The sequence below is a fragment of the Marinobacter sp. G5_S1_61_S3 genome (assembly GCF_054968585.1).
The window spans coordinates 145,374-163,460 of the sequence record NZ_JBQKUK010000001.1 but is presented as its reverse complement, the minus strand read 5'-3'; the positions used below and the strand labels follow the sequence as shown (position 1 = coordinate 163,460).

Here is an 18,087-nt window from a genome sequence, read left to right as displayed (position 1 = left end):
GGGGCTGCGAGGGGGCAGGGGGTGCTTTCTGCCGGGAAAAAGGTGTCTGAGCGCAGCGAGTTCTTTTTCCCAGAAGAAAGCACCACGACGCCGTCCAGGCCTCCAAAACCAGCAGGCTACAACAGGAAGGCAAACTCCAAAGCCTCAATCATCCTTGGAAGAAAAGAACACCACCTGCTTAACGGTATGATCATCTTCGTTGCCGAGCTTGTTCACCCGGGTTTCCAGTTCGGGATTGGTCGGCTCCGGGGTATCAGACACCGCATCCGTGAAACCGCAGGCCACGCACTCGCGAACCTGATCATCGTCGTCGGTGGTAAACATCATGATTTTGTCCATCTCCGCACAGCGGGGACAGACAGCGCCGGCGATAAAACGTTTGGGGGTCGCCATGGTTAGAACTCCAACAATTCCAGAACCCGGCCAGCCACAACACTGACCGGGTGATATCGGCTTAAGCCGCGTCTTCGGTGATACCCGTCTGTTTCAGCAGGGCGCCCACCTCCGGTTCACGGCCACGGAACGCCTTGAACAGTTCCATCGGTTCCTGGGAACCGCCTTTTTCAAGGATGTTCTTCAGGAACGCCTTGCCGGTTTGCGGATCGAAGATACCCTTCTCCTCGAACAGCGAAAACGCATCCGCCGCCAGCACCTCGGCCCATTTGTAGCTGTAATAACCCGCGGCGTAGCCACCCGCAAAAATGTGGGAGAAGCTGTTGGGGAAGCGGTTGAATGACGGTGCTTCCACCACCGCAATCTCGCTACGCACCTTGCGGTGCATATCCAGCGGGTTAGTGGGGGCATCCAGGGTGAATTCCGCGTGCAGGCGGAAGTCAAACAGCGAAAACTCCAGCTGACGCACCATCGCCATGCCGGACTGGAAGTTCTTGGCCGCCAGCAGCTTTTGCAGCAGGTCGTCCGGCAGCGGCTCACCGGTTTCATGGTGCGAGGCGATCAGGGCCAGGGACTCGGGGTTCCAGCACCAGTTTTCCAGGAACTGGCTGGGCAGCTCGACGGCGTCCCAGGCAACGCCATTGATTCCGGATACGTCCAGCACATCCACCTGGGTGAGCATGTGGTGCAGGCCGTGCCCGAACTCGTGGAACAGCGTGGTGACCTCATCGTGGGTCAGCAGTGACGGCTTGCCGTTCACCGGCGGCGTGAAGTTACAGGTCAGGAAGGCCACCGGCAGTTGCAATTGGCCGCGCAGGTTTCGCCAGCGTACCCGGCAGTCCGCCATCCAGGCGCCGCCACGCTTGCCTTGGCGAGCGTACAGGTCAAGGTAAAACCAGGCCAGGGGCTCGCCATTGCGGCTGATGCAATAGGCGGTCGCGTCCGGGTGCCAGGTTTCCACGTCTGGTTTGGCTTCAATCTGCACGTCGAACAGCTTCTCGGCCACGGCAAACAGGCCCGGGACCACCTTGTCCACCGGGAACCATGGGCGCAGGGTTTCCGGGGAAATGTCGTAGCGTTCCTGGCGCAGTTTTTCACTGTAGTAGCCGATGTCCCACGCCTGCAGGTCCTCAACACCGTGGGTGTCCCTGGCGAAGGCCTTCAGCTCGGCAAACTCCCGCTCGGCAATGGGTTTGGACTTGGCCGCCAGCTGGTTCAGGAAGTCCAGCACTTCGTCCACATTGCGGGCCATCTTGGTGGCCAGGGAGCGCTCGGCGTAATTGTCGAATCCGAGCAACTGAGCCATAGCGTGACGACGCTTGAGGATTTCCGCCATCACTGGCGTGTTGTCCCAGGTGCCTGCATCCGGGCCCATGTCGGACGCTCGGGTCACAAAGGCTTCGTAGACCTCACGGCGTAGGTCGCGGTTGTCACCGTAGGTCATCACGGGGTAAAAACTGGGAAAATCCAGGGTGATCACATAGCCGTCCAGATCCTTCTGTTGTGCTGCCTGCCTGGCGCCATCGAGTGCGCTCTCAGGAACACCCGCCAGCTCTTCCACATCGGTGATGTGCTTGAACCAGTGTTGGGTGGCATCCAGAACATTGTCGCTGAAACGGTTGGAGAGCTCCGACAGCTCCATCGACAGATTGGCGTACTGCTCTTTCTTTTCCTGGGGCAGATCGACGCCACCGAGGTGGAAGTCCCGCAGGGTGTTGTCCACGGATTTACGCTGTGCCTCGCTGAGTTCATTGTACTGGTCGCTTGCTGCCAGCTTCTTGTAAGCCTCGCAGAGCTCAGCATTCTGGCTCAGCTCGGTGCTGTACTCGGTGAGCTTTTCCAGGCAGTTCTTGTACACTTTGCGCAGGTCGTCGCTGTTCATCACACCGTTCAGGTGGGAAATCACCGACCAGGCTCTTTCCAGCCGGTCTTCGGTTGCCTGCATCGGTTGCGCCAGGGTTTCCCAGGTGGGTTCGTCCTGCTGCGCCAGTTGTGAGATTTTCACGCGGTTCTCGCTGAGAATCTGGTCGATTGCCGGTTCCATGTGCTCGGTGCGAACATGGTCAAACTTGGGCAACAGGTCGTCGGTCAATAACGGGTTATTCATAAGTCCCCTTCTCAGCTCCGGGTGTCTGATGTAATTTGAAGTAACTCCAACGCTTGGGGAGTCTCTGGGTGAGGCCTTTCCAAAACTGTGCGGAGCCATGGATGGCGGAGCTCAAGCGCCACATGGATGTGCCTGAGCGTGTTTTGGAAAGGCCTCACCCAGAGACTCCTTCCCCACAAGCAATAATCCATTTCAAGAGTATATGTAATGTCGAATGTACGAACACACAAGGGTAACACGCCACAATTTGGAGAACGCGCCTGGATTGACCCAAGCGCAGTAGTCATCGGGGATGTCCAGACCGGGGATGACGTCTCTATCTGGCCGATGACCGTGGTGCGCGGCGACATGCACAAGATTCGCATCGGCAACCGCTGCAGCATTCAGGATGGGTCGGTGCTGCACATCACTCATGCCAGTGATTATAACCCCGGTGGCTATCCACTTCAGATCGGGGATGACGTGACCGTTGGCCACAAGGCGCTGCTGCACGGCTGCACCATTGGTAATCGGGTGCTGGTAGGTATGGGTTGCATCATCATGGACGGCGCCGTGGTGGAGGACGAGGTGATTGTCGCTGCTGGCTGCCTGGTGCCGCCGGGCAAAACCCTGGAGTCCGGTTACCTGTACGTTGGGTCACCCTGCAAACAGGCCCGGGCGTTGTCGGATCAGGAAAAGACCTTCTTCAAGTATACCGCGGCCAATTACGTCAAACTCAAGGACGACTATCTCAATGAGGTTTAGTGGAGAGATCCGCCATTGAAGCGACTGTTACTCACCACCATCCTGCTGAACGTTCTGTTTCTGGCGTTGCTGCTGCCTCACTATTCCCAAATGCCCTGGTTGGCTGCGGAAACCCTGTTGATATGTGGACTGTTCGCTCTTCTACCTGAAAGCACGGGGAAGCGTGTCGGAGCGGCAACTGTTGGCGCTCTCTTTGGCCTGCTCGCCTTCTTTGCACTGAGTGATGTTCTGGTTCGCCACAGCATCGGACGACCTTTCAATCTCTATCTCGAGTTGGGACTTGCCGGTTCGGTGTTTAACCTGTTGCAGAGCAACCTGGGCGTGACGCTGTCGCTGGTGCTGATCGTCATGGCCCTGACTGTCTTCGTGGGGTTGGGCATCTGCGTGAGCCGGTTGCTCCGGCAGGTTGATGCAAACCGTTCCCGCGCCGCGGCAAGGGCTGTTGCGTCTCTGGGCATCGTCGCCATCGGGGTAACGTTCTTACCGCAACCATTCGTAGGCCTGACGGCAGCCCGGGCAGCCACTCAGCAAGTTGAACTGGCCGCTGATACCTATCAGTCAACGGCCTCTTTCCAACAACACTTGATGGATAACCCGGGCGCGAGCCAATCCAGGCCACTGCAAGCGCTTGCTCAAACCGATGTGATCCTGGGGTTCATTGAGTCCTACGGCATATCATCCGTCACCGACCCGCGTTACGGGCGCCTGATCCAGCCTCGCCTCCAGCAAATGGAGCAGGTGCTGGCGAACGCCGGCCTGCATATGGTCACGGGCCGCCTGCAATCCCCCGTTCAGGGTGGTCAATCCTGGCTGGCGCATACCACGCTGCTCAGCGGCCAATGGATCGATACCCAACTCGATTACGACACTTTCCTGGCCAGTGACTATCCCACACTGATTGACGATATGGGCGCGACTGGCCATGATTCCGTGGCTGTTATGCCCGCCATTACCCGCGAGTGGCCGGAGGGTCTTGCGTTCGGCTACAACCGCATCTATCACTCCACCTCCATGGGCTATCGTGGACCCGCCCTGAACTGGGTCACCATGCCGGATCAGTACACCTGGTCATGGTTCCAACGCCAGATTCGGGAGCGCGCCGATCATACCCCTGTGTTCGCTGAAGTGGCACTGATCAGCAGCCACGCGCCATGGGTCCCCATACTCCCGGTTCTGGACGATTGGGACAGCATTGGCGATGGAGAAATCTTTAACCGCTGGAAAGATGCCGGCGAAGCACCCGCAAGCCTGTGGCGGGACCCCGAGCGCGTACGCGATCACTACGCCCGCTCGCTGGATTATGCGCTGAACGTGGCCACCGAGTACGCCAAACGTCATGTGGATAACAAGACCCTGCTGGTGCTGACAGGTGACCATCAGGCGGCCCCTTTGATCACAGGCGACAACGCCAGCCGCGACGTCGTTGTTCATGTGATCAGCGCCGACCCCACAATGCTGGCACCGTTTGTTGGAAGCGGTGATCAGGAAGGCTTACGCGGATTCCGTTGGGGCGCGCACCCTCACTCGGGTCAACCGGGGCCTTCAATGGCCAGTTTCCGGCCCTTCCTTCATCAGGCTTTCAGCCCGTCTCTCATCCCGGTAAAAATTTCTGCTGCAGACACTATTGAAAAATAAGCGACCGATCCTACATTCGAAAATAGCAGAAGTTCACGGAAAACCATCCGGCTGGCGCCACCGGTATGGAGCTGTTCCGCGAGCGAAGCTGACATCAACGTGTGATTTCAGATTCGTAGGAGGGGTTTCATATGACCAACATTACTCGCTGGAATCCGGTCAACGAGTTCGAAGACCTGATTAACCGCTACAACCGCTACTTCGGCCTTGCCCGTGGCAATGGCGAGCGTGAGGGTAAAGACCTGTTCAGCCGCAGCGACTGGGCACCGGCGGTGGATATCCGGGAAACACCGGAAGCGTTCCGCATTGAGGCGGAACTGCCGGGCATGTCAAAGGATGATGTAAAAGTCACCGTGCAGGATGGCGTGTTGAGCATCCAGGGTGAGCGCAAGCAAGAGGAAGAAACCAACGACAGCAAGCACCATCGCGTGGAGCGAATCTATGGCAGCTTCCTGCGCCGGTTCACCCTGCCGGAGAATGTGGATGAGAACAGTATCCGGGCCAACTTCAAGGATGGCATCCTGTCGCTGACGTTAACCAAGGCCGAGCCGGCCGAACCCAAAGCTATTGAGGTGGACGTCCAGTAAACCGGCGGGCCGTCAATGGTAGAGCCGGGGCTCAGCTCCCGGCCTCTGCCGTTGTTTTTGCGCCGGCTTTGCGAAGTGTCTCAGCGTAAGCGGTGCTACGACGGTGCCGCGACACCAGGTCCAGGATAGTCTCACCATTTTCATCAACTGCGTTGAGATCCCGCCCCGCTTCCACAAAGAAACCGACGAAACGGTCAAAGTCTTCGGCAATCATGGCCTGGTAGGCCTTGATCAGGGCATTGAAGTCAGGATTGATGTTGCTGTCGTAGGGCGTAATGGCCAGGAAGCTCTTTACCCGCTCATCGCTCCATTCCTCACCAATCACTTTCGGTTTGTCAGGTCCGCTCATAATCTCTCTGGCCTTTTCGTTACAGCTTTTTACAGCAAATAGTTACGACAAATGTGTTTGCGTTGGGCTGCACAGTATAAAGATCTAAAAGCGCCGGGGTTATATAAATTCACTATGAGGAGCTTCCCGGCAGGCATATGCGAACTTCACGGGTTAATTTCCACCGGTAACTGATCCGTCTCCACGCTGTCGTCGCATTGCGGGTTGCGGATGGCGATCTCCACTCTTCGGTTCTTGGCCCGGTTCTCCGGGCTGTCGTTGGGCGCCAGCGGGTTGGTTTCCGCCCGGCCCGCCGCGACAACCCGCTCCGCCGGCACCTGACGATTCAGCACCAGCTCGTGAACCACCGACACGGCACGCGCGGCAGACAGGTCCCAGTTAGAGCGATAGCGGCCACTGGCTATCGGGCGGTCATCCGTGTAACCCGCCACCAGAACGTCACCGGTGCAACCAGACAACACCTCTACCACGCGCTCGATGATCGGCACCATTCCCGGCTTGATCGCCGCTTCTCCGGAGCGGAACGTGGCTTCCTCCGAAAACCGGATCACCACCCGGCTTTCATCGTAGTTGACGCTCAATGCCTCCGAAGCCACTTCCGGTTCAAGCTCTTCGATCATTCGGCTGGCCAGATCGATCACACCCGCCGGAATTTTGGTCGGGGCATCCCCCTCCGCGCGTTCATCAATAAATTCGGGCTCGTCGGTCGCCGTCTCCATTGGCTCCGGCAGGGAAACCGTATCCGACTCAATCAATGTCAGCGGCGAGCCCCCCACCGCATCGCCGAGCACCTGGTTGCTGCCGAAGGCCACCGCCATGGAATTGGCCATAGCACGGTATTTTTCAACATCCATTTCGGCGAAGGACAGCAACAGGATAAAAAAGGTCAGCAGCAGGGTGGCCAGATCGGCAAAGGTGACGATCCAGGCCGGGGAGCCACGACCATGCTTCTTCTTTTTGACGGGCTGGCGGACCACCAAAACCTACGCCTCCCGCTCCGGCGCAAGACCGTTGCGCTGCTCCGGCGTTACGAAGGACGACAGCAGTTCGGTCATCACCCGGGGATTCTCGCCGCGCATGATAGTACGCATCGACGTGGTGATCAGTACCTGGTTACGTGCCTCATCTTCGGCCTTGAGCTGCAGCTTGTCGGCCAGGGGCAGGGCGATCAGCTGGGCGATGAAGGCGCCATAGAGCGTGGTCAGCAGGGCGATCGCCATGGCCGGGCCAATGGAGGACGGATCGTCGAGGGTGTTGAGCATCTGCACCAGGCCAACCAGCGTACCCAGCATACCGATGGCCGGAGCGGATTCACCAATACCACGAAATACCCTTTCGGAGACTTCGTAACGCTCAGCCGTCTGTTGGGTTTCCTGGGCCAGAGCTTCTTCAACCAGCTCCGGTGGGTGGCCGTCCACGCACAGATTGATGGCCTTTTGCAGAAACTCGTTTTTGGTGGGGTGGTTTTCCAGGCCCAAGATACCTTCCTTGCGAACGACAAGAGCCAATGTGCCAACTTCGCGGATCAACTCCGCCGGCCGTTCTACGCGGTCCTTGAATGCCGCTGAAAACGCCAGCCTGAAAGCACTCATCACCGAAGGCAGACGAAACTTGATCAGGGTAACGGCAAACGTGCCACCCAGCACAATCGCCAACCCCGGAAGGTTGAAAAAGGTCAGTATCGACGCGTTAGCCAGCATCGCAAGCACGACAATCAGTACGCCTGCCACCAGCCCGACAAGGGTGAGTATATCCATCAGAGACCTTAAATCAGCGATTAATCAGCGATCTTCGGGAACCGTTTGCACCTGCGAAGCATAGCCCATTCATCCGGGTTGGGCTCAGTCGTTTCGCAATTCTTCAATCACCGGACGGGTGTCCGGAGTTTTTCCACGCCATATCCGGAACGACTCCGCCGCCTGTTCCACCAGCATGCCCAGGCCATCGAACACCCGGGTGGCTCCCTGGTCCAGAGCCCACTGGTTGAAGGTGGTGGTCTGCAGAGAATACATCATGTCGTAGATCACCGTGTCGGCACCGATCACACTTGTGGAAACCGGCGGCAAATCTCCCTGCAGGCTGGCACTGGTGCCGTTGATGATAACGTCGAAAGCGTCGGCCGGCTGTTCGAATCCGCAGGCCTCCAGGTGCGTATCGCCGGCCACGGATTCAAAGAAACTGACCAGCCCCTCGGCTTTTGCCAGGGTGCGGTTGGCAATCGTCAGGGCAGCGGGCTCTTCAGCAAGAATCGGCCCCAGAACACCACGAACGGCCCCGCCTGCGCCCAACACCAGCAGGCGTTTACCCGCCAGGCGAACGCCATGGTTGACCATCAGGTCGGTAACCAATCCTTTGCCATCAGTGTTATCGGCGGTAAGTGAGCCTTTACTGTCTTTGTAGAGTGTGTTCGCCGCACCCGCTCGCTCGGCGCGCTGGGTCCGCAGGTCCGCCAACTGCCAGGCCTGCTCCTTGAAAGGCACGGTGATATTCAACCCTTTGCCACCGCGTTCAAAAAAGCCTTTTACGGTATTCGCGAAATCGTCTTCCGGCGCCTGTATGGCCGTGTATTCCAGCTGCTCGCCGGTCTGGCGGGCAAACAGGCTATGAATGCGGGGGGATTTGCTGTGACTGATCGGATTGCCAACCACCGCATACAGATCATTGTGCATCAGCGCTCTCCAGCCAGTCCCGCCCGGTAAGAAAGTAGTCCGTCAGCCGCGCTTCCTCCGATCCGGGCTCCGGCACGAAGTCGTACTCCCAGCGCACCAGCGGAGGCAGCGACATCAGGATGGATTCGGTACGGCCACCGGACTGCAGGCCAAACAGGGTGCCCCGGTCGTACACCAGGTTGAACTCCACGTAGCGGCCGCGGCGGTACAGCTGGAAATCGCGCTCGCGATCGCCCCACACCATGGCTTTTCGTCGCTCGATAATGGGCTCATAGGCATCGATGAAGCTGTCCCCGACTGACTGCATCAAGGCAAAATCACGGCTGAAATCCCCGGTGTTGTGGTCGTCAAAAAACAACCCTCCCACGCCCCGCGGCTCGTCCCGGTGTTTGAGGTAGAAATAGTTGTCACACCAGTGCTTGTACTCACGATACAGTTGGTCGCCGAAAGGATCACAAGCGGCTTTCGCAACCCGGTGCCAATGGACGCAATCCTCGTCGAAGCCGTAATAGGGCGTAAGGTCATAACCCCCGCCAAACCAATAGACCGGCTCTGCATCCTCGGGGGTCGCAACAAAAAACCGGACGTTGGCGTGGGACGTGGGTACGTAGGGGTTCGAAGGGTGCATGACCAGAGACACCCCCATGGCTTGCCAGGGCGCACCCGCCAGGTGGGGTCTATGCGCGGTGGCTGACGCAGGCATGGTCTCGCCCATCACATGGGAGAAGTTTACACCGCCTTTCTCGAACACCTCGCCATCGGTGATCACCCGGCTGATGCCACCTCCGCCCTCGGGCCGGTCCCAGGCATCGGTTTCAAAAACGCCCTTGCCATCGACCGCAGCCAGCCGTTCGCAGATTCGATCCTGCAGGCCAAGCAGGTATTGTTTCACGGCATTGGTGTCGGGGTGCTGGACAGGGTGCTGAGACATGGGAACTCCTAGCGCAGTTGCTTTCCGCTGACGATATCGATGATACGGCTGGGTTGACGATTACCGCCCAAATCTCCTGGCACCAGCCAATCCAGTTGGCCCTCGAAGTAACGACGTACCTGCCAGGAGGAACGGGCCGGCTGGCGTCCTGCCGGATTACAGGAGGTTGAAACCAGGGGAAAGCCGACCGCCTCGCACAAGGCGCGCACAACAGGGTGGTCACTGACCCTGACAGCGATGGAGCTGTGATGCCCCCGAACCTGTTGTGGGATTTGCTTGCGGATATCCGGCAGAAGACAGGTAACCGGGCCAGGCCAATGACTCATCGCCTGGCGCTGCTGCTCCTTCGGCAATGGGTCCAACAGGAACCGTATCTGATCAACAGACGCCGCCACAAGGATCAGTCCCTTCTCCATGGGACGCTGCTTGAGCGACAGGACCCGTTCAACGGCGTCCTGATCCCAGGGGTCACAACCCAGCCCCCAGACGGCTTCCGTGGGATAGGCAATGACCCCGCCACCAAGGACGGTGCGGCGGGCGCAATGAAGGTGCCAGTCGGACAAAGGTTGCTGTGGTAATTTCATGAAATCTTCAAGTCTGTAAACGTGGCTCAGCCAATCCGTTGAAACCCTCCCGGCGCAGAATCCACCAATCCCTGTAACTCCAAGAGAAGCAGCGACTGCATCAACTGATCGGCGGGAAGACCGGTCACTGAACACAAATCATCGGTTGACTGCGGATCATACCCTAAAGCCTCCAGCACCGCGATTTCCCGGGAGTCCAGGCCTTCGGTCGCTGGCCTTTTCATGATCACCGAAGAGGAATCGCCCTCGTTCTGACTGGTCCACCAGCCGCCGAGTTCCTCGCAGATATCGTCCACGGTTTCCACCAGCTTCGCACCCTGGCGTATCAGGTGATGGCAGCCCCGTGCCAAAGGATTGTGGACCGAGCCCGGAATCGCAAATACCTCCCGCCCCTGTTCCAGCGCCAGTCGGGCGGTGATCAGGGAGCCGCTTTTGAGTCCCGCCTCCACCACCAGGATACCTCGACTAAGGCCGCTGATAATCCGGTTTCGGCGAGGGAAATGGCCCGCCTTGGCGGAGGTGCCCGGCGGGTATTCGGAGACAATCACTCCCTCTCCGGCGATGCGCTCACTGAGCGTGCGGTGGCGGTAGGGGTAGGGCTTATCCACACCATTGCCAATCACGGCAACGGTCGGGAAGCCGGCATCCAGGGCGCCGGCATGGGCGGCGCCGTCCACCCCCAGTGCCAACCCGCTGGTAACCAGCAAGCCTTTTTGGCCGAGCGCCGCGGCAAAGGAACGGGCATGTTCCAGCCCGGCCCGGGTGGCGTTGCGGCTACCCACAATACCGATCTGCTCGCGCCCCAGCAGGGAGCGATCACCGCGCACATAGAGGACCAATGGCCCGTCGTGAATATGCCTGAGAGGCTCGGGGTAGTCGGCATCGGCGATGGTCAGGATAGCCGTGCCGGTCCGCAGGCAATCCCGGTATATGCCGTCGGCGCTGGCGATCACAGGGTGAGCGCTGTCCTGGCGGCGCCATGCCTGGAGAGCATCGATCGTTTCCGCCGCCAAACCCAGTGCTTTCAGAGTGGCGGCATTATGGGTCAGGAGTTGCTGAAAATCCGGAATCTGTTCGAGGATCGCCTGCTGGCGACGGGCTCCGAATTTCGGCAGACAGGACAGGAATATCCAGAACCCGTGTTCCGACTGGAACAGGTTCCGGGCAGACAGGGTGTCGGTAGAGAGTGACATGGCATCCTTCCGTGGATCAGGGTTGGGTAATGGGGGCTTGCCTTCCTGGCAGGCCGAGGGTGAATTATGCCATAAAAAAAGGAGCCGGCGATGCGGCTCCCTTATCTACGGACGTCTTACGCTGTGGTCCGCTCAGGGATTGGTCACCTTGTCACCAACCGACAACGGACGGGTCGCCTGCAGGATCAGGCCGTAGCTCATTTTCTCGTAGGTCTGGAACACCATCATCAGCCCGGCACGCTCGGAGGGCAGCTCAATGGTTTCATTGGTGACCGGATCCCGAACCAGATTGCCACTCTTCAGCACGGCCATGACATTGCCCGGCTTCAGACCTTCCCGTTCACCGCGGTTGATAGCCACCACGTCAAACTGCCCGATCTGGCTGACACCACCATCGACCGAGATCATCTGGGCCTCGATGTCACTGTCGGGAGAGCTGGGCACAAAACTGGTGGTGATGCGACGCTCTTCGCCAACCAGCAGACGGTCCCCGATGCGCACTTCCTCATTGGACTGCTTCAGTCGGAGTGTCAGAACGTCTTTATTCTCGGCAATGACTTCGCCGCGGGCAATACTCCGGGCCTCAAGGCCAAGGAACTCGCCGGTTTCCGGATCGCGGAATTCCTTGCTGCGGCGGAAGACGCCCACATTGTCAGCCGGCTTCTCACCACGGGCGTAAATCCGATCACCCGCGCCGGTAATTATCCGACCGTCCTCGCCTTCCAGCACGTAAGGCGCGCCATTGAGTGCCTCAACGTCAACAATACGCGTGTCGGTCAGGAAACTGCTGATCGCATCCAGGGGAATCGCGGGAATCGGCGTATCGATGGGCTCGGAACGCACTTTTGGTGAAAGCTTCACCACCCGATCACTGGAAACCTTGGTAACACGCGGCTTGCCGTCAATATAGACCAGCGCCAGCTCGTCACCCGGATAGATCAGGTGTGGGTTTGCAACCTGTGGATTCACGTGCCAGATTTCCGGCCAGTACCAGGGGTTATTCAGGAAGCGGGCGGAAATATCCCACAGGGTGTCACCCTTCACGACAGTGTAACGCTCGGGATGATCGGACCTCAGTTCCGGGGCGGCGTGGGCCCAGGAGGTTAGCAGCAGCATGCTTGCTGCCAGAGCGTACAGCAGTTTCCTCATTGTTTAAGTCCTTGATCGCGTGCCTTGAATCGATAGATTCTGTTCTTGGTAAGCAGCCGGTACTCTGCCTTTTATACCACTACTATAGAAGATGTCTCGCAAATTGTGATGTTATCTTTTGTTCTTCCAGTAAATTCTACGCTATGGTCGAAAGCTTTTGACTATCAACTGATCAGTTTGTACTCAATGAGCGAGTTGAGGGATAATAGCACCATAAACGGCAAAAACCCGTTGAAACCGGCTCTTTCATCCCGATCATAATAGTCACGGGATGGAAAAATGCGCAGTACGCTGTCGCATTTCGGAGACAGTATTCACACCGTTACAAAAGATAACGGTGAAAGCCAGAATCAGACACCAAAAGTACGAGCGCCATGATACTAGATATTCTCGAATACCCGGACCCCCGCTTGCGCACCCTTGCCAAGCCAGTGGACGAGGTAACAGACGAGACCCGCAAGCTGATCGACGACATGTTCGAGACCATGTACGATGCGCCCGGCATTGGCCTGGCAGCCACCCAGGTCAATGTACACAAGCAGATCATCGTCATGGATCTGTCCGAAGACAAAAGTGAACCGCGGGTATTCATCAATCCGGAAGTGGAAGTGCTTGATGGCGAGCTTGAGGAGATGCAGGAAGGCTGCCTGTCGGTACCGGGTTTCTACGAGGACGTCTCCCGTATCGAACACTGCATGATCAGGGCTATTGGCCGTGACGGCAAACCCTTTGAGCTGGAAGCCCGTGGCCTGTTGGCGGTATGTATCCAGCATGAGATGGATCACCTCAACGGCAAGCTGTTTGTGGACTACCTGAGTTCACTGAAGCGCACCCGTATTCGCAAGAAACTGGAAAAGCTTCACAAGAAAAGCGCCTGAAGCCGCCAAAACAGCGTAAATCGGGACCGGGTGAAAACCCGGTCTTTTCGTATTCAACGGACCAGGAAGCGATACCCGTGCGACTTGTTTTTGCCGGCACCCCCGAATTCGCAGCCACCGCGCTGAAGGCACTGCTCACGACCCATCATCAGGTGGTTGGCGTTTACTCCCAACCCGACCGGCCCGCTGGCCGTGGCCGCAAACTGACACCCAGCCCGGTCAAACAGGTGGCGGTTGAGGCGGGCATTCCCGTGTTTCAACCAGAGTCCCTGAAATCGCCCGAAGCGCAGGAACAGCTCCGCAGTCTTAACGCAGACGTGATGATCGTCGCTGCCTACGGACTGATTCTGCCGCAGGCGGTGCTGGACCTCCCTCGTCACGGCTGCCTGAACATCCATGCCTCGTTACTGCCTCGCTGGCGCGGTGCCGCGCCTATTCAGCGCGCTATCGCCGCGGGTGACCGGGAAACCGGTATTACCATCATGCAGATGGACGCTGGCCTCGACACCGGCGCAATGTTGCTGAAAGCCATTACCCCAATCGAAGACGCGGATACCGGCGGCAGCCTTCACGACCGTCTGGCTGGCCTGGGTGGCGAAGCCATCGTCAAGTCGCTGGAGCAGCTTGAGAAAGGCGAACTGCAGGGCGAAGTCCAGGACGAGGCTAGGGCTTGCTATGCCCGTAAACTCAGCAAGGAAGAAGGGCATATCGACTGGACCCGGGATGCCCCCGCCATCAGCCGGCTGATTCGTGCCTTTAATCCCTGGCCGGGCACCTACACCGACCTGGACGATCTGCGCATCCGCATTCATCAGGCGGAGATTCTGGACGACACCAGCGACAAACATCCCGGCACGGTGATTCGCCGCGACCGCGAGGGCATCGACATTGCCTGCGGCCTGGAATCCCTGAGGATCACCCGTTTGCAGTTGTCCGGCTCGCGGCCACAATCGGTGAACGACCTGATCAACGGCGGCAAGGACATACTGATGCCCGGCCAGGAGCTGAACTGAATGAGCCAGCAGGGCCAGCCACTGCGGGCGGTTGCTGCCCGGGTTTTGCAATCCGTTGAGAACGGCCAGTCGCTGTCCCAATGCCTGCCCCACGCCATGGGTGATGTGGCAGACAACGAACGACCACCACTACAGGCACTGTGCTACGGCACCTGTCGCTGGTTTCACCGGCTCGATGGCGAGTTACAGGCGCGCCTGAAAAAACCGCTGCGCAAATCCGACCGGGTGGTCCACCACTTGATGCTGGTGGCACTGTTCCAGCTTCGCTTCAGTCAGCAGGCCACCTACGCGATTCTGAATGAAACCGTGGAAGCCTGCCGCGCCCTCGACAAACCACATCTGACAGGGCTGGTGAACGGCGTTCTGCGGGCTGCGGAGCGGGAAGGGGAGCCGCCCATTGCCGACGAAATCGGTCGTTTCAGCCACCCTCCCTGGATGCTTGAAAAACTGCGCCATAACTGGCCTCACGACTGGCAGGCTATTCTCGAAGCCAACAACACCCAGGCCCCCATGACCCTGCGGGTGAACGCCCTGCGCTTCAGCCGCGACGACTACCTGCAATTACTGTCCGATGCCGGTATCGATGCCAACGCAACCGTGTTTGCGCCCCACGGCATCCAATTGGCCGCCCCGGTGCCGGTGGATCTTCTGCCCTGGTTTTCCGAAGGCGCGGTCAGTGTGCAGGATGAAGCAGCCCAGCTCTGCACCACCCTGATGGACCTGGCGCCCGGCCAACGGGTGTTGGATGCCTGTGCCGCACCGGGAGGCAAAACCTGCGCTATCCTTGAAAGCTGCGGACAACTGGAAGAAGTGGTCGCTATCGACGAATCCGCTGATCGACTGCCACGGGTGCAGGAAAACCTGGAACGGCTGGATCTCGTGGCGACACTGAAACAGGCCGATGCCGCAGATATTGACCAGTGGTGGGACCGGAAGCCGTTCGATCGCATCCTGCTGGACGTTCCCTGCAGCGCCACCGGCGTGATTCGCCGCCATCCGGACATCAAGTTGCTGCGCCGTGAATCAGACATTGTCCCGCTCGCCAGCATTCAGCTGGGTCTGCTGGAGTCGATGTGGCAAGTGCTCGCACCCGGAGGGCGCCTGGTCTATGCCACCTGTTCGGTGTTTCCGCAGGAGAATCACCGTATAATTCGTCGATTCCTGAAGCAGCAGGACGACGCTGCCCTGGTGGAGCCCGATGTCCTTTGGGGGCGCGATATGGAAACCGGCCGCCAGATGCTGCCTGTTCCCGAAAGCCACGATGGATTTTTCTACGCTGTGCTGGAGAAACCCGAACCATGAAAATCCTGATTCTCGGTGCCGGCCAGGTGGGCGGGACCTTGGCAGAAAACCTCGCCAACGAAGCCAACGACATCACCGTGATCGACAGTGACAGTACCCGCCTGCGGGAGCTTCAGGATCGACTGGACATTCGGACTGTCCAGGGCATGGCCTCCTTTCCCACGGTTCTGCGCCAGGCGGGCGCTGAAGATGGTGACATGGTCATCGCCGTGACCAACAGTGACGAGGTCAACATGGTGGCCTGCCAGGTCTCCAAGTTGCTCTACAAAACCCCGACAACCATCTGCCGGGTCAGGGCCAACGCCTACCTGGCAAAACCAGAACTGTTCTACCAGCGGGATCAGAAAAAGGATCTGGACAGCCTGCGGGGTTTCCCCATCGATGTTCTGATCAGCCCGGAGCACCTGGTCACCAAGCACATTACACGACTGATCGAATACCCCGGCGCGCTGCAAGTACTGGAGTTTTCCAAGGGGCTTGTTCAGTTGGTCGCCATTCGGGCGACGGAAGGCGGCCCACTGGTTGGCCACGAGTTGTCGTACCTGCGTAGCCATATGCCCAAAATCGAAACACGGGTCGCCGCCATTTTCAGGAAAGACCGGGCGATCATGCCTCAGGGGGATACGGTGATTGAAGACGGCGACGAGGTCTTCTTCATCGCTGCCTCCGACCATATTCGCTCGGTCATGAGCGAGTTGCAGCCACTGGAAAAACCCTACAAGCGCATCTTCATCTGTGGGGGTGGTAACATTGGCCAGCGCCTGGCCCATACTCTCGAATCCCGCTACCAGGTGAAACTTCTGGAACGGGACCACGAACGTTGCGTGATGCTGTCCGAGAACCTTCGCAAAACCGTGGTACTGGAGGGCAACGCCGCCAACAAGGACATTCTGCTGGAAGAGAACATCGAAAATACCGATGTTTTCTGTGCAGTCACCAACGATGACGAAGCCAACATCATGGCGTCACTGCTGGCCAAGCGCCTGGGCGCCCGCAAGGTACTGACCCTGATCAACAACCCGGACTACGTTGACCTGATCCAGGGCGGCGACATTGATGTCGCTATTTCGCCCCAGCAAACCACCATTGGCAGCCTGCTTACCCACATTCGCCGCGGGGACGTAGTAAACGTTCACTCACTCCGTAGGGGCGCTGCCGAGGCCATTGAGGCCATCGCCCATGGCGACCACCGGTCCTCCCGGGTAGTGGGTAAGCGGCTTGACGAAATCAACCTGCCGGAAGGCACCACCATCGGCGCCATCGTCCGCCACAGCGAAGTCCTCATTGCCCACGACCACCTGCGGGTACAGCCGGATGACCACGTCATCCTGTTCCTGGTGGACAAGTCGCGGATACGGGATGTGGAGAAACTGTTCCAGGTGGGACTGACGTTCTTCTAGCGCAAAATCAATCTTCTGAACCCAACTTAGAAATACGCGATTGGCAAGCGTATAATGCCCCTTTTTTCCGGAGTGCCCCGGCCAGATGCCCGGGCACCACACACAGACTGACCAGCAGGCAAACGTCGTGACAGACAAGGCAACTTCCGCAAACACGCCGGACATCAAAACCTTCCAGGGCCTGATCCTCGCCCTGCAGAACTTCTGGGCGCAGCACGGCTGCGTGGTCCTCCAGCCACTGGACATGGAAGTGGGTGCCGGCACCTTCCACCCGGCCACCTTCCTGCGCTCCATCGGTCCGGAAACCTGGAACGCCGCCTACGTTCAGCCCAGCCGCCGCCCCACCGATGGCCGCTACGGGGAGAACCCCAACCGCCTGCAACACTACTACCAGTTCCAGGTGGTGCTGAAACCGTCCCCGGACAACATTCAGGAACTGTACCTGGATTCCCTGAAGGCTCTTGGGCTGGACCCACTGGTCCACGATATCCGTTTTGTTGAGGACAACTGGGAATCACCCACCCTCGGCGCCTGGGGCCTGGGTTGGGAAATCTGGCTGAACGGCATGGAAGTAACCCAGTTCACCTACTTCCAGCAGGTGGGTGGCCTGGAATGCTATCCGGTCACCGGCGAGCTCACCTACGGGCTTGAGCGCATTGCCATGTACCTGCAGGGCGTGGACAGCGTCTACGACCTGGTCTGGACCGAAGGCCCGGATGGTGTGGTCACCTACGGCGACGTGTTCCATCAGCAGGAGGTGGAGATGTCCACCTACAACTTCGAGCACGCCGACACCGAATTCCTGTTTCACAGCTTCGATGTGCACGAACGCGAGAGCGCGCGCCTGATCGAAGCCGGCCTGGCATTGCCCGCCTATGAGCAGGTGCTCAAGGCTTCACACACTTTCAATCTGCTTGACGCCCGCCACGCCATCTCCGTGACCGAGCGCCAACGTTTTATCCTGCGGGTTCGCACCCTGGCCCGGGCCGTTGCCCAGGCGTATTTCGACAGCCGCCGCAAGCTTGGCTTCCCGCTGGCACCGGATGCCCTGCGCAAAGAGGTACTGGCAGCGACCGAGGCCGCCGCCGAAAAGGCGAATGGCAAGAAGGGTAAGAAAGCGAAAAAAGCTCAGCAGGAACAGGGGAACGCATAA

The 18,087-nt window shown here is 58.8% G+C and carries 18 protein-coding genes; 8 read left to right on the top strand and 10 right to left on the bottom strand.

The window, feature by feature from the left end; translation table 11 throughout:
* Window positions 1-144: 144 nt before the first annotated feature.
* Entirely contained in the window at window positions 145-393 is a 249-nt protein-coding gene (locus ACTRWH_RS00690) for a YheV family putative zinc ribbon protein (RefSeq protein ID WP_007152953.1), read from the bottom strand.
* A 61-nt stretch (window positions 394-454) separates the two neighbouring features.
* Window positions 455-2,500: an oligopeptidase A gene (gene prlC / locus ACTRWH_RS00685; protein WP_462825759.1), complete on the bottom strand. Its 2,046-nt coding sequence runs from the start codon at window positions 2,498-2,500 to the stop codon at window positions 455-457.
* A 207-nt stretch (window positions 2,501-2,707) separates the two neighbouring features.
* Here prlC and ACTRWH_RS00680 point away from each other — a divergent pair, with 207 nt between their 5' ends.
* The 3 genes from ACTRWH_RS00680 to ACTRWH_RS00670 all read left to right on the top strand — a co-directional run bounded on the left by ACTRWH_RS00680 (window position 2,708) and on the right by ACTRWH_RS00670 (window position 5,466).
* A complete protein-coding gene (locus ACTRWH_RS00680; protein WP_041332737.1) occupies window positions 2,708-3,244 on the top strand; it encodes a gamma carbonic anhydrase family protein in 537 nt (178 codons plus the stop codon).
* Window positions 3,245-3,259: 15 nt separating this feature from the next.
* Window positions 3,260-4,879: an alkaline phosphatase family protein gene (locus ACTRWH_RS00675; RefSeq protein WP_462825758.1), complete on the top strand. Its 1,620-nt coding sequence runs from the start codon at window positions 3,260-3,262 to the stop codon at window positions 4,877-4,879.
* Between the two features lie 131 nt (window positions 4,880-5,010).
* Window positions 5,011-5,466, top strand: coding sequence for an Hsp20/alpha crystallin family protein (locus ACTRWH_RS00670; protein ID WP_085678214.1), 456 nt, complete (start codon window positions 5,011-5,013; stop codon window positions 5,464-5,466).
* Between the two features lie 31 nt (window positions 5,467-5,497).
* Here the strand turns inward: ACTRWH_RS00670 and ACTRWH_RS00665 are convergent, their stop codons facing one another.
* From ACTRWH_RS00665 to ACTRWH_RS00630, 8 genes are all read right to left on the bottom strand, one after another.
* Window positions 5,498-5,815, bottom strand: coding sequence for a PA4642 family protein (locus ACTRWH_RS00665; RefSeq protein WP_007152958.1), 318 nt, complete (start codon window positions 5,813-5,815; stop codon window positions 5,498-5,500).
* A gap of 146 nt (window positions 5,816-5,961) precedes the next feature.
* On the bottom strand, window positions 5,962-6,795 hold the full coding sequence (locus ACTRWH_RS00660; protein WP_075196390.1) for a flagellar motor protein MotB: 834 nt from the start codon (window positions 6,793-6,795) through the stop codon (window positions 5,962-5,964).
* A 3-nt stretch (window positions 6,796-6,798) separates the two neighbouring features.
* Window positions 6,799-7,572, bottom strand: coding sequence for a MotA/TolQ/ExbB proton channel family protein (locus ACTRWH_RS00655; protein WP_075196391.1), 774 nt, complete (start codon window positions 7,570-7,572; stop codon window positions 6,799-6,801).
* Between the two features lie 84 nt (window positions 7,573-7,656).
* Window positions 7,657-8,484, bottom strand: a complete 828-nt coding sequence (gene aroE / locus ACTRWH_RS00650) for a shikimate dehydrogenase (RefSeq protein ID WP_041332733.1) — start codon at window positions 8,482-8,484, stop codon at window positions 7,657-7,659.
* Entirely contained in the window at window positions 8,474-9,415 is a 942-nt protein-coding gene (gene hemF, locus ACTRWH_RS00645) for an oxygen-dependent coproporphyrinogen oxidase (protein ID WP_075196392.1), read from the bottom strand. The genes aroE and hemF overlap by 11 nt, the downstream gene beginning before the upstream one ends.
* An 8-nt stretch (window positions 9,416-9,423) precedes the next feature.
* A complete protein-coding gene (tsaC, locus tag ACTRWH_RS00640; protein WP_075196393.1) occupies window positions 9,424-9,999 on the bottom strand; it encodes an L-threonylcarbamoyladenylate synthase type 1 TsaC in 576 nt (191 codons plus the stop codon).
* Between the two features lie 26 nt (window positions 10,000-10,025).
* Window positions 10,026-11,192: a DNA-processing protein DprA gene (dprA, locus tag ACTRWH_RS00635; protein WP_091643237.1), complete on the bottom strand. Its 1,167-nt coding sequence runs from the start codon at window positions 11,190-11,192 to the stop codon at window positions 10,026-10,028.
* A 132-nt stretch (window positions 11,193-11,324) separates the two neighbouring features.
* A complete protein-coding gene (locus tag ACTRWH_RS00630) occupies window positions 11,325-12,341 on the bottom strand; it encodes a LysM peptidoglycan-binding domain-containing protein (RefSeq protein ID WP_075196395.1) in 1,017 nt (338 codons plus the stop codon).
* 374 nt (window positions 12,342-12,715) lie between these two features.
* On the opposite strand from ACTRWH_RS00630, the gene def reads away from it, so the two are divergent.
* The 5 genes from def (at window position 12,716) to glyQ (ending at window position 18,087) form a co-directional block, all read left to right on the top strand.
* Window positions 12,716-13,219 (top strand): peptide deformylase, encoded by a 504-nt coding sequence (gene def, locus ACTRWH_RS00625; RefSeq protein ID WP_036211796.1) that lies wholly within the window; start codon window positions 12,716-12,718, stop codon window positions 13,217-13,219.
* 77 nt (window positions 13,220-13,296) lie between these two features.
* The gene (fmt, locus tag ACTRWH_RS00620) at window positions 13,297-14,232 is read left to right on the top strand and encodes a methionyl-tRNA formyltransferase (RefSeq protein WP_036211793.1); all 936 of its coding nucleotides are present in this window, start codon (window positions 13,297-13,299) and stop codon (window positions 14,230-14,232) included.
* Window positions 14,233-15,534, top strand: a complete 1,302-nt coding sequence (rsmB, locus tag ACTRWH_RS00615; protein ID WP_036211791.1) for a 16S rRNA (cytosine(967)-C(5))-methyltransferase RsmB — start codon at window positions 14,233-14,235, stop codon at window positions 15,532-15,534.
* Window positions 15,531-16,934, top strand: a complete 1,404-nt coding sequence (gene trkA, locus ACTRWH_RS00610) for a Trk system potassium transporter TrkA (protein WP_036211787.1) — start codon at window positions 15,531-15,533, stop codon at window positions 16,932-16,934. The genes rsmB and trkA overlap by 4 nt, the downstream gene beginning before the upstream one ends.
* Before the next feature lie 127 nt (window positions 16,935-17,061).
* Window positions 17,062-18,087 carry a glycine--tRNA ligase subunit alpha gene (glyQ, locus tag ACTRWH_RS00605; protein WP_036212087.1) on the top strand — a complete coding sequence of 342 codons (1,026 nt, stop codon included), beginning with the start codon at window positions 17,062-17,064 and terminating at the stop codon, window positions 18,085-18,087.

Excerpts from the sequence above, each read along its gene's own strand:
- aroE (WP_041332733.1), bottom strand. The coding sequence starts at position 8,484 with ATGCACAATGATCTGTATGCGGTGGTTGGCAATCCGATCAGTCACAGC.
- hemF (WP_075196392.1), bottom strand. The coding sequence starts at position 9,415 with ATGTCTCAGCACCCTGTCCAGCACCCCGACACCAATGCCGTGAAACAA.
- ACTRWH_RS00655 (WP_075196391.1), bottom strand. The coding sequence starts at position 7,572 with ATGGATATACTCACCCTTGTCGGGCTGGTGGCAGGCGTACTGATTGTC.
- dprA (WP_091643237.1), bottom strand. The coding sequence starts at position 11,192 with ATGTCACTCTCTACCGACACCCTGTCTGCCCGGAACCTGTTCCAGTCG.
- ACTRWH_RS00670 (WP_085678214.1), top strand. The coding sequence starts at position 5,011 with ATGACCAACATTACTCGCTGGAATCCGGTCAACGAGTTCGAAGACCTG.
- prlC (WP_462825759.1), bottom strand. The coding sequence starts at position 2,500 with ATGAATAACCCGTTATTGACCGACGACCTGTTGCCCAAGTTTGACCAT.
- trkA (WP_036211787.1), top strand. The coding sequence starts at position 15,531 with ATGAAAATCCTGATTCTCGGTGCCGGCCAGGTGGGCGGGACCTTGGCA.
- tsaC (WP_075196393.1), bottom strand. The coding sequence starts at position 9,999 with ATGAAATTACCACAGCAACCTTTGTCCGACTGGCACCTTCATTGCGCC.
- ACTRWH_RS00665 (WP_007152958.1), bottom strand. The coding sequence starts at position 5,815 with ATGAGCGGACCTGACAAACCGAAAGTGATTGGTGAGGAATGGAGCGAT.
- def (WP_036211796.1), top strand. The coding sequence starts at position 12,716 with ATGATACTAGATATTCTCGAATACCCGGACCCCCGCTTGCGCACCCTT.
- ACTRWH_RS00690 (WP_007152953.1), bottom strand. The coding sequence starts at position 393 with ATGGCGACCCCCAAACGTTTTATCGCCGGCGCTGTCTGTCCCCGCTGT.
- ACTRWH_RS00630 (WP_075196395.1), bottom strand. The coding sequence starts at position 12,341 with ATGAGGAAACTGCTGTACGCTCTGGCAGCAAGCATGCTGCTGCTAACC.
- ACTRWH_RS00680 (WP_041332737.1), top strand. The coding sequence starts at position 2,708 with ATGTCGAATGTACGAACACACAAGGGTAACACGCCACAATTTGGAGAA.
- rsmB (WP_036211791.1), top strand. The coding sequence starts at position 14,233 with ATGAGCCAGCAGGGCCAGCCACTGCGGGCGGTTGCTGCCCGGGTTTTG.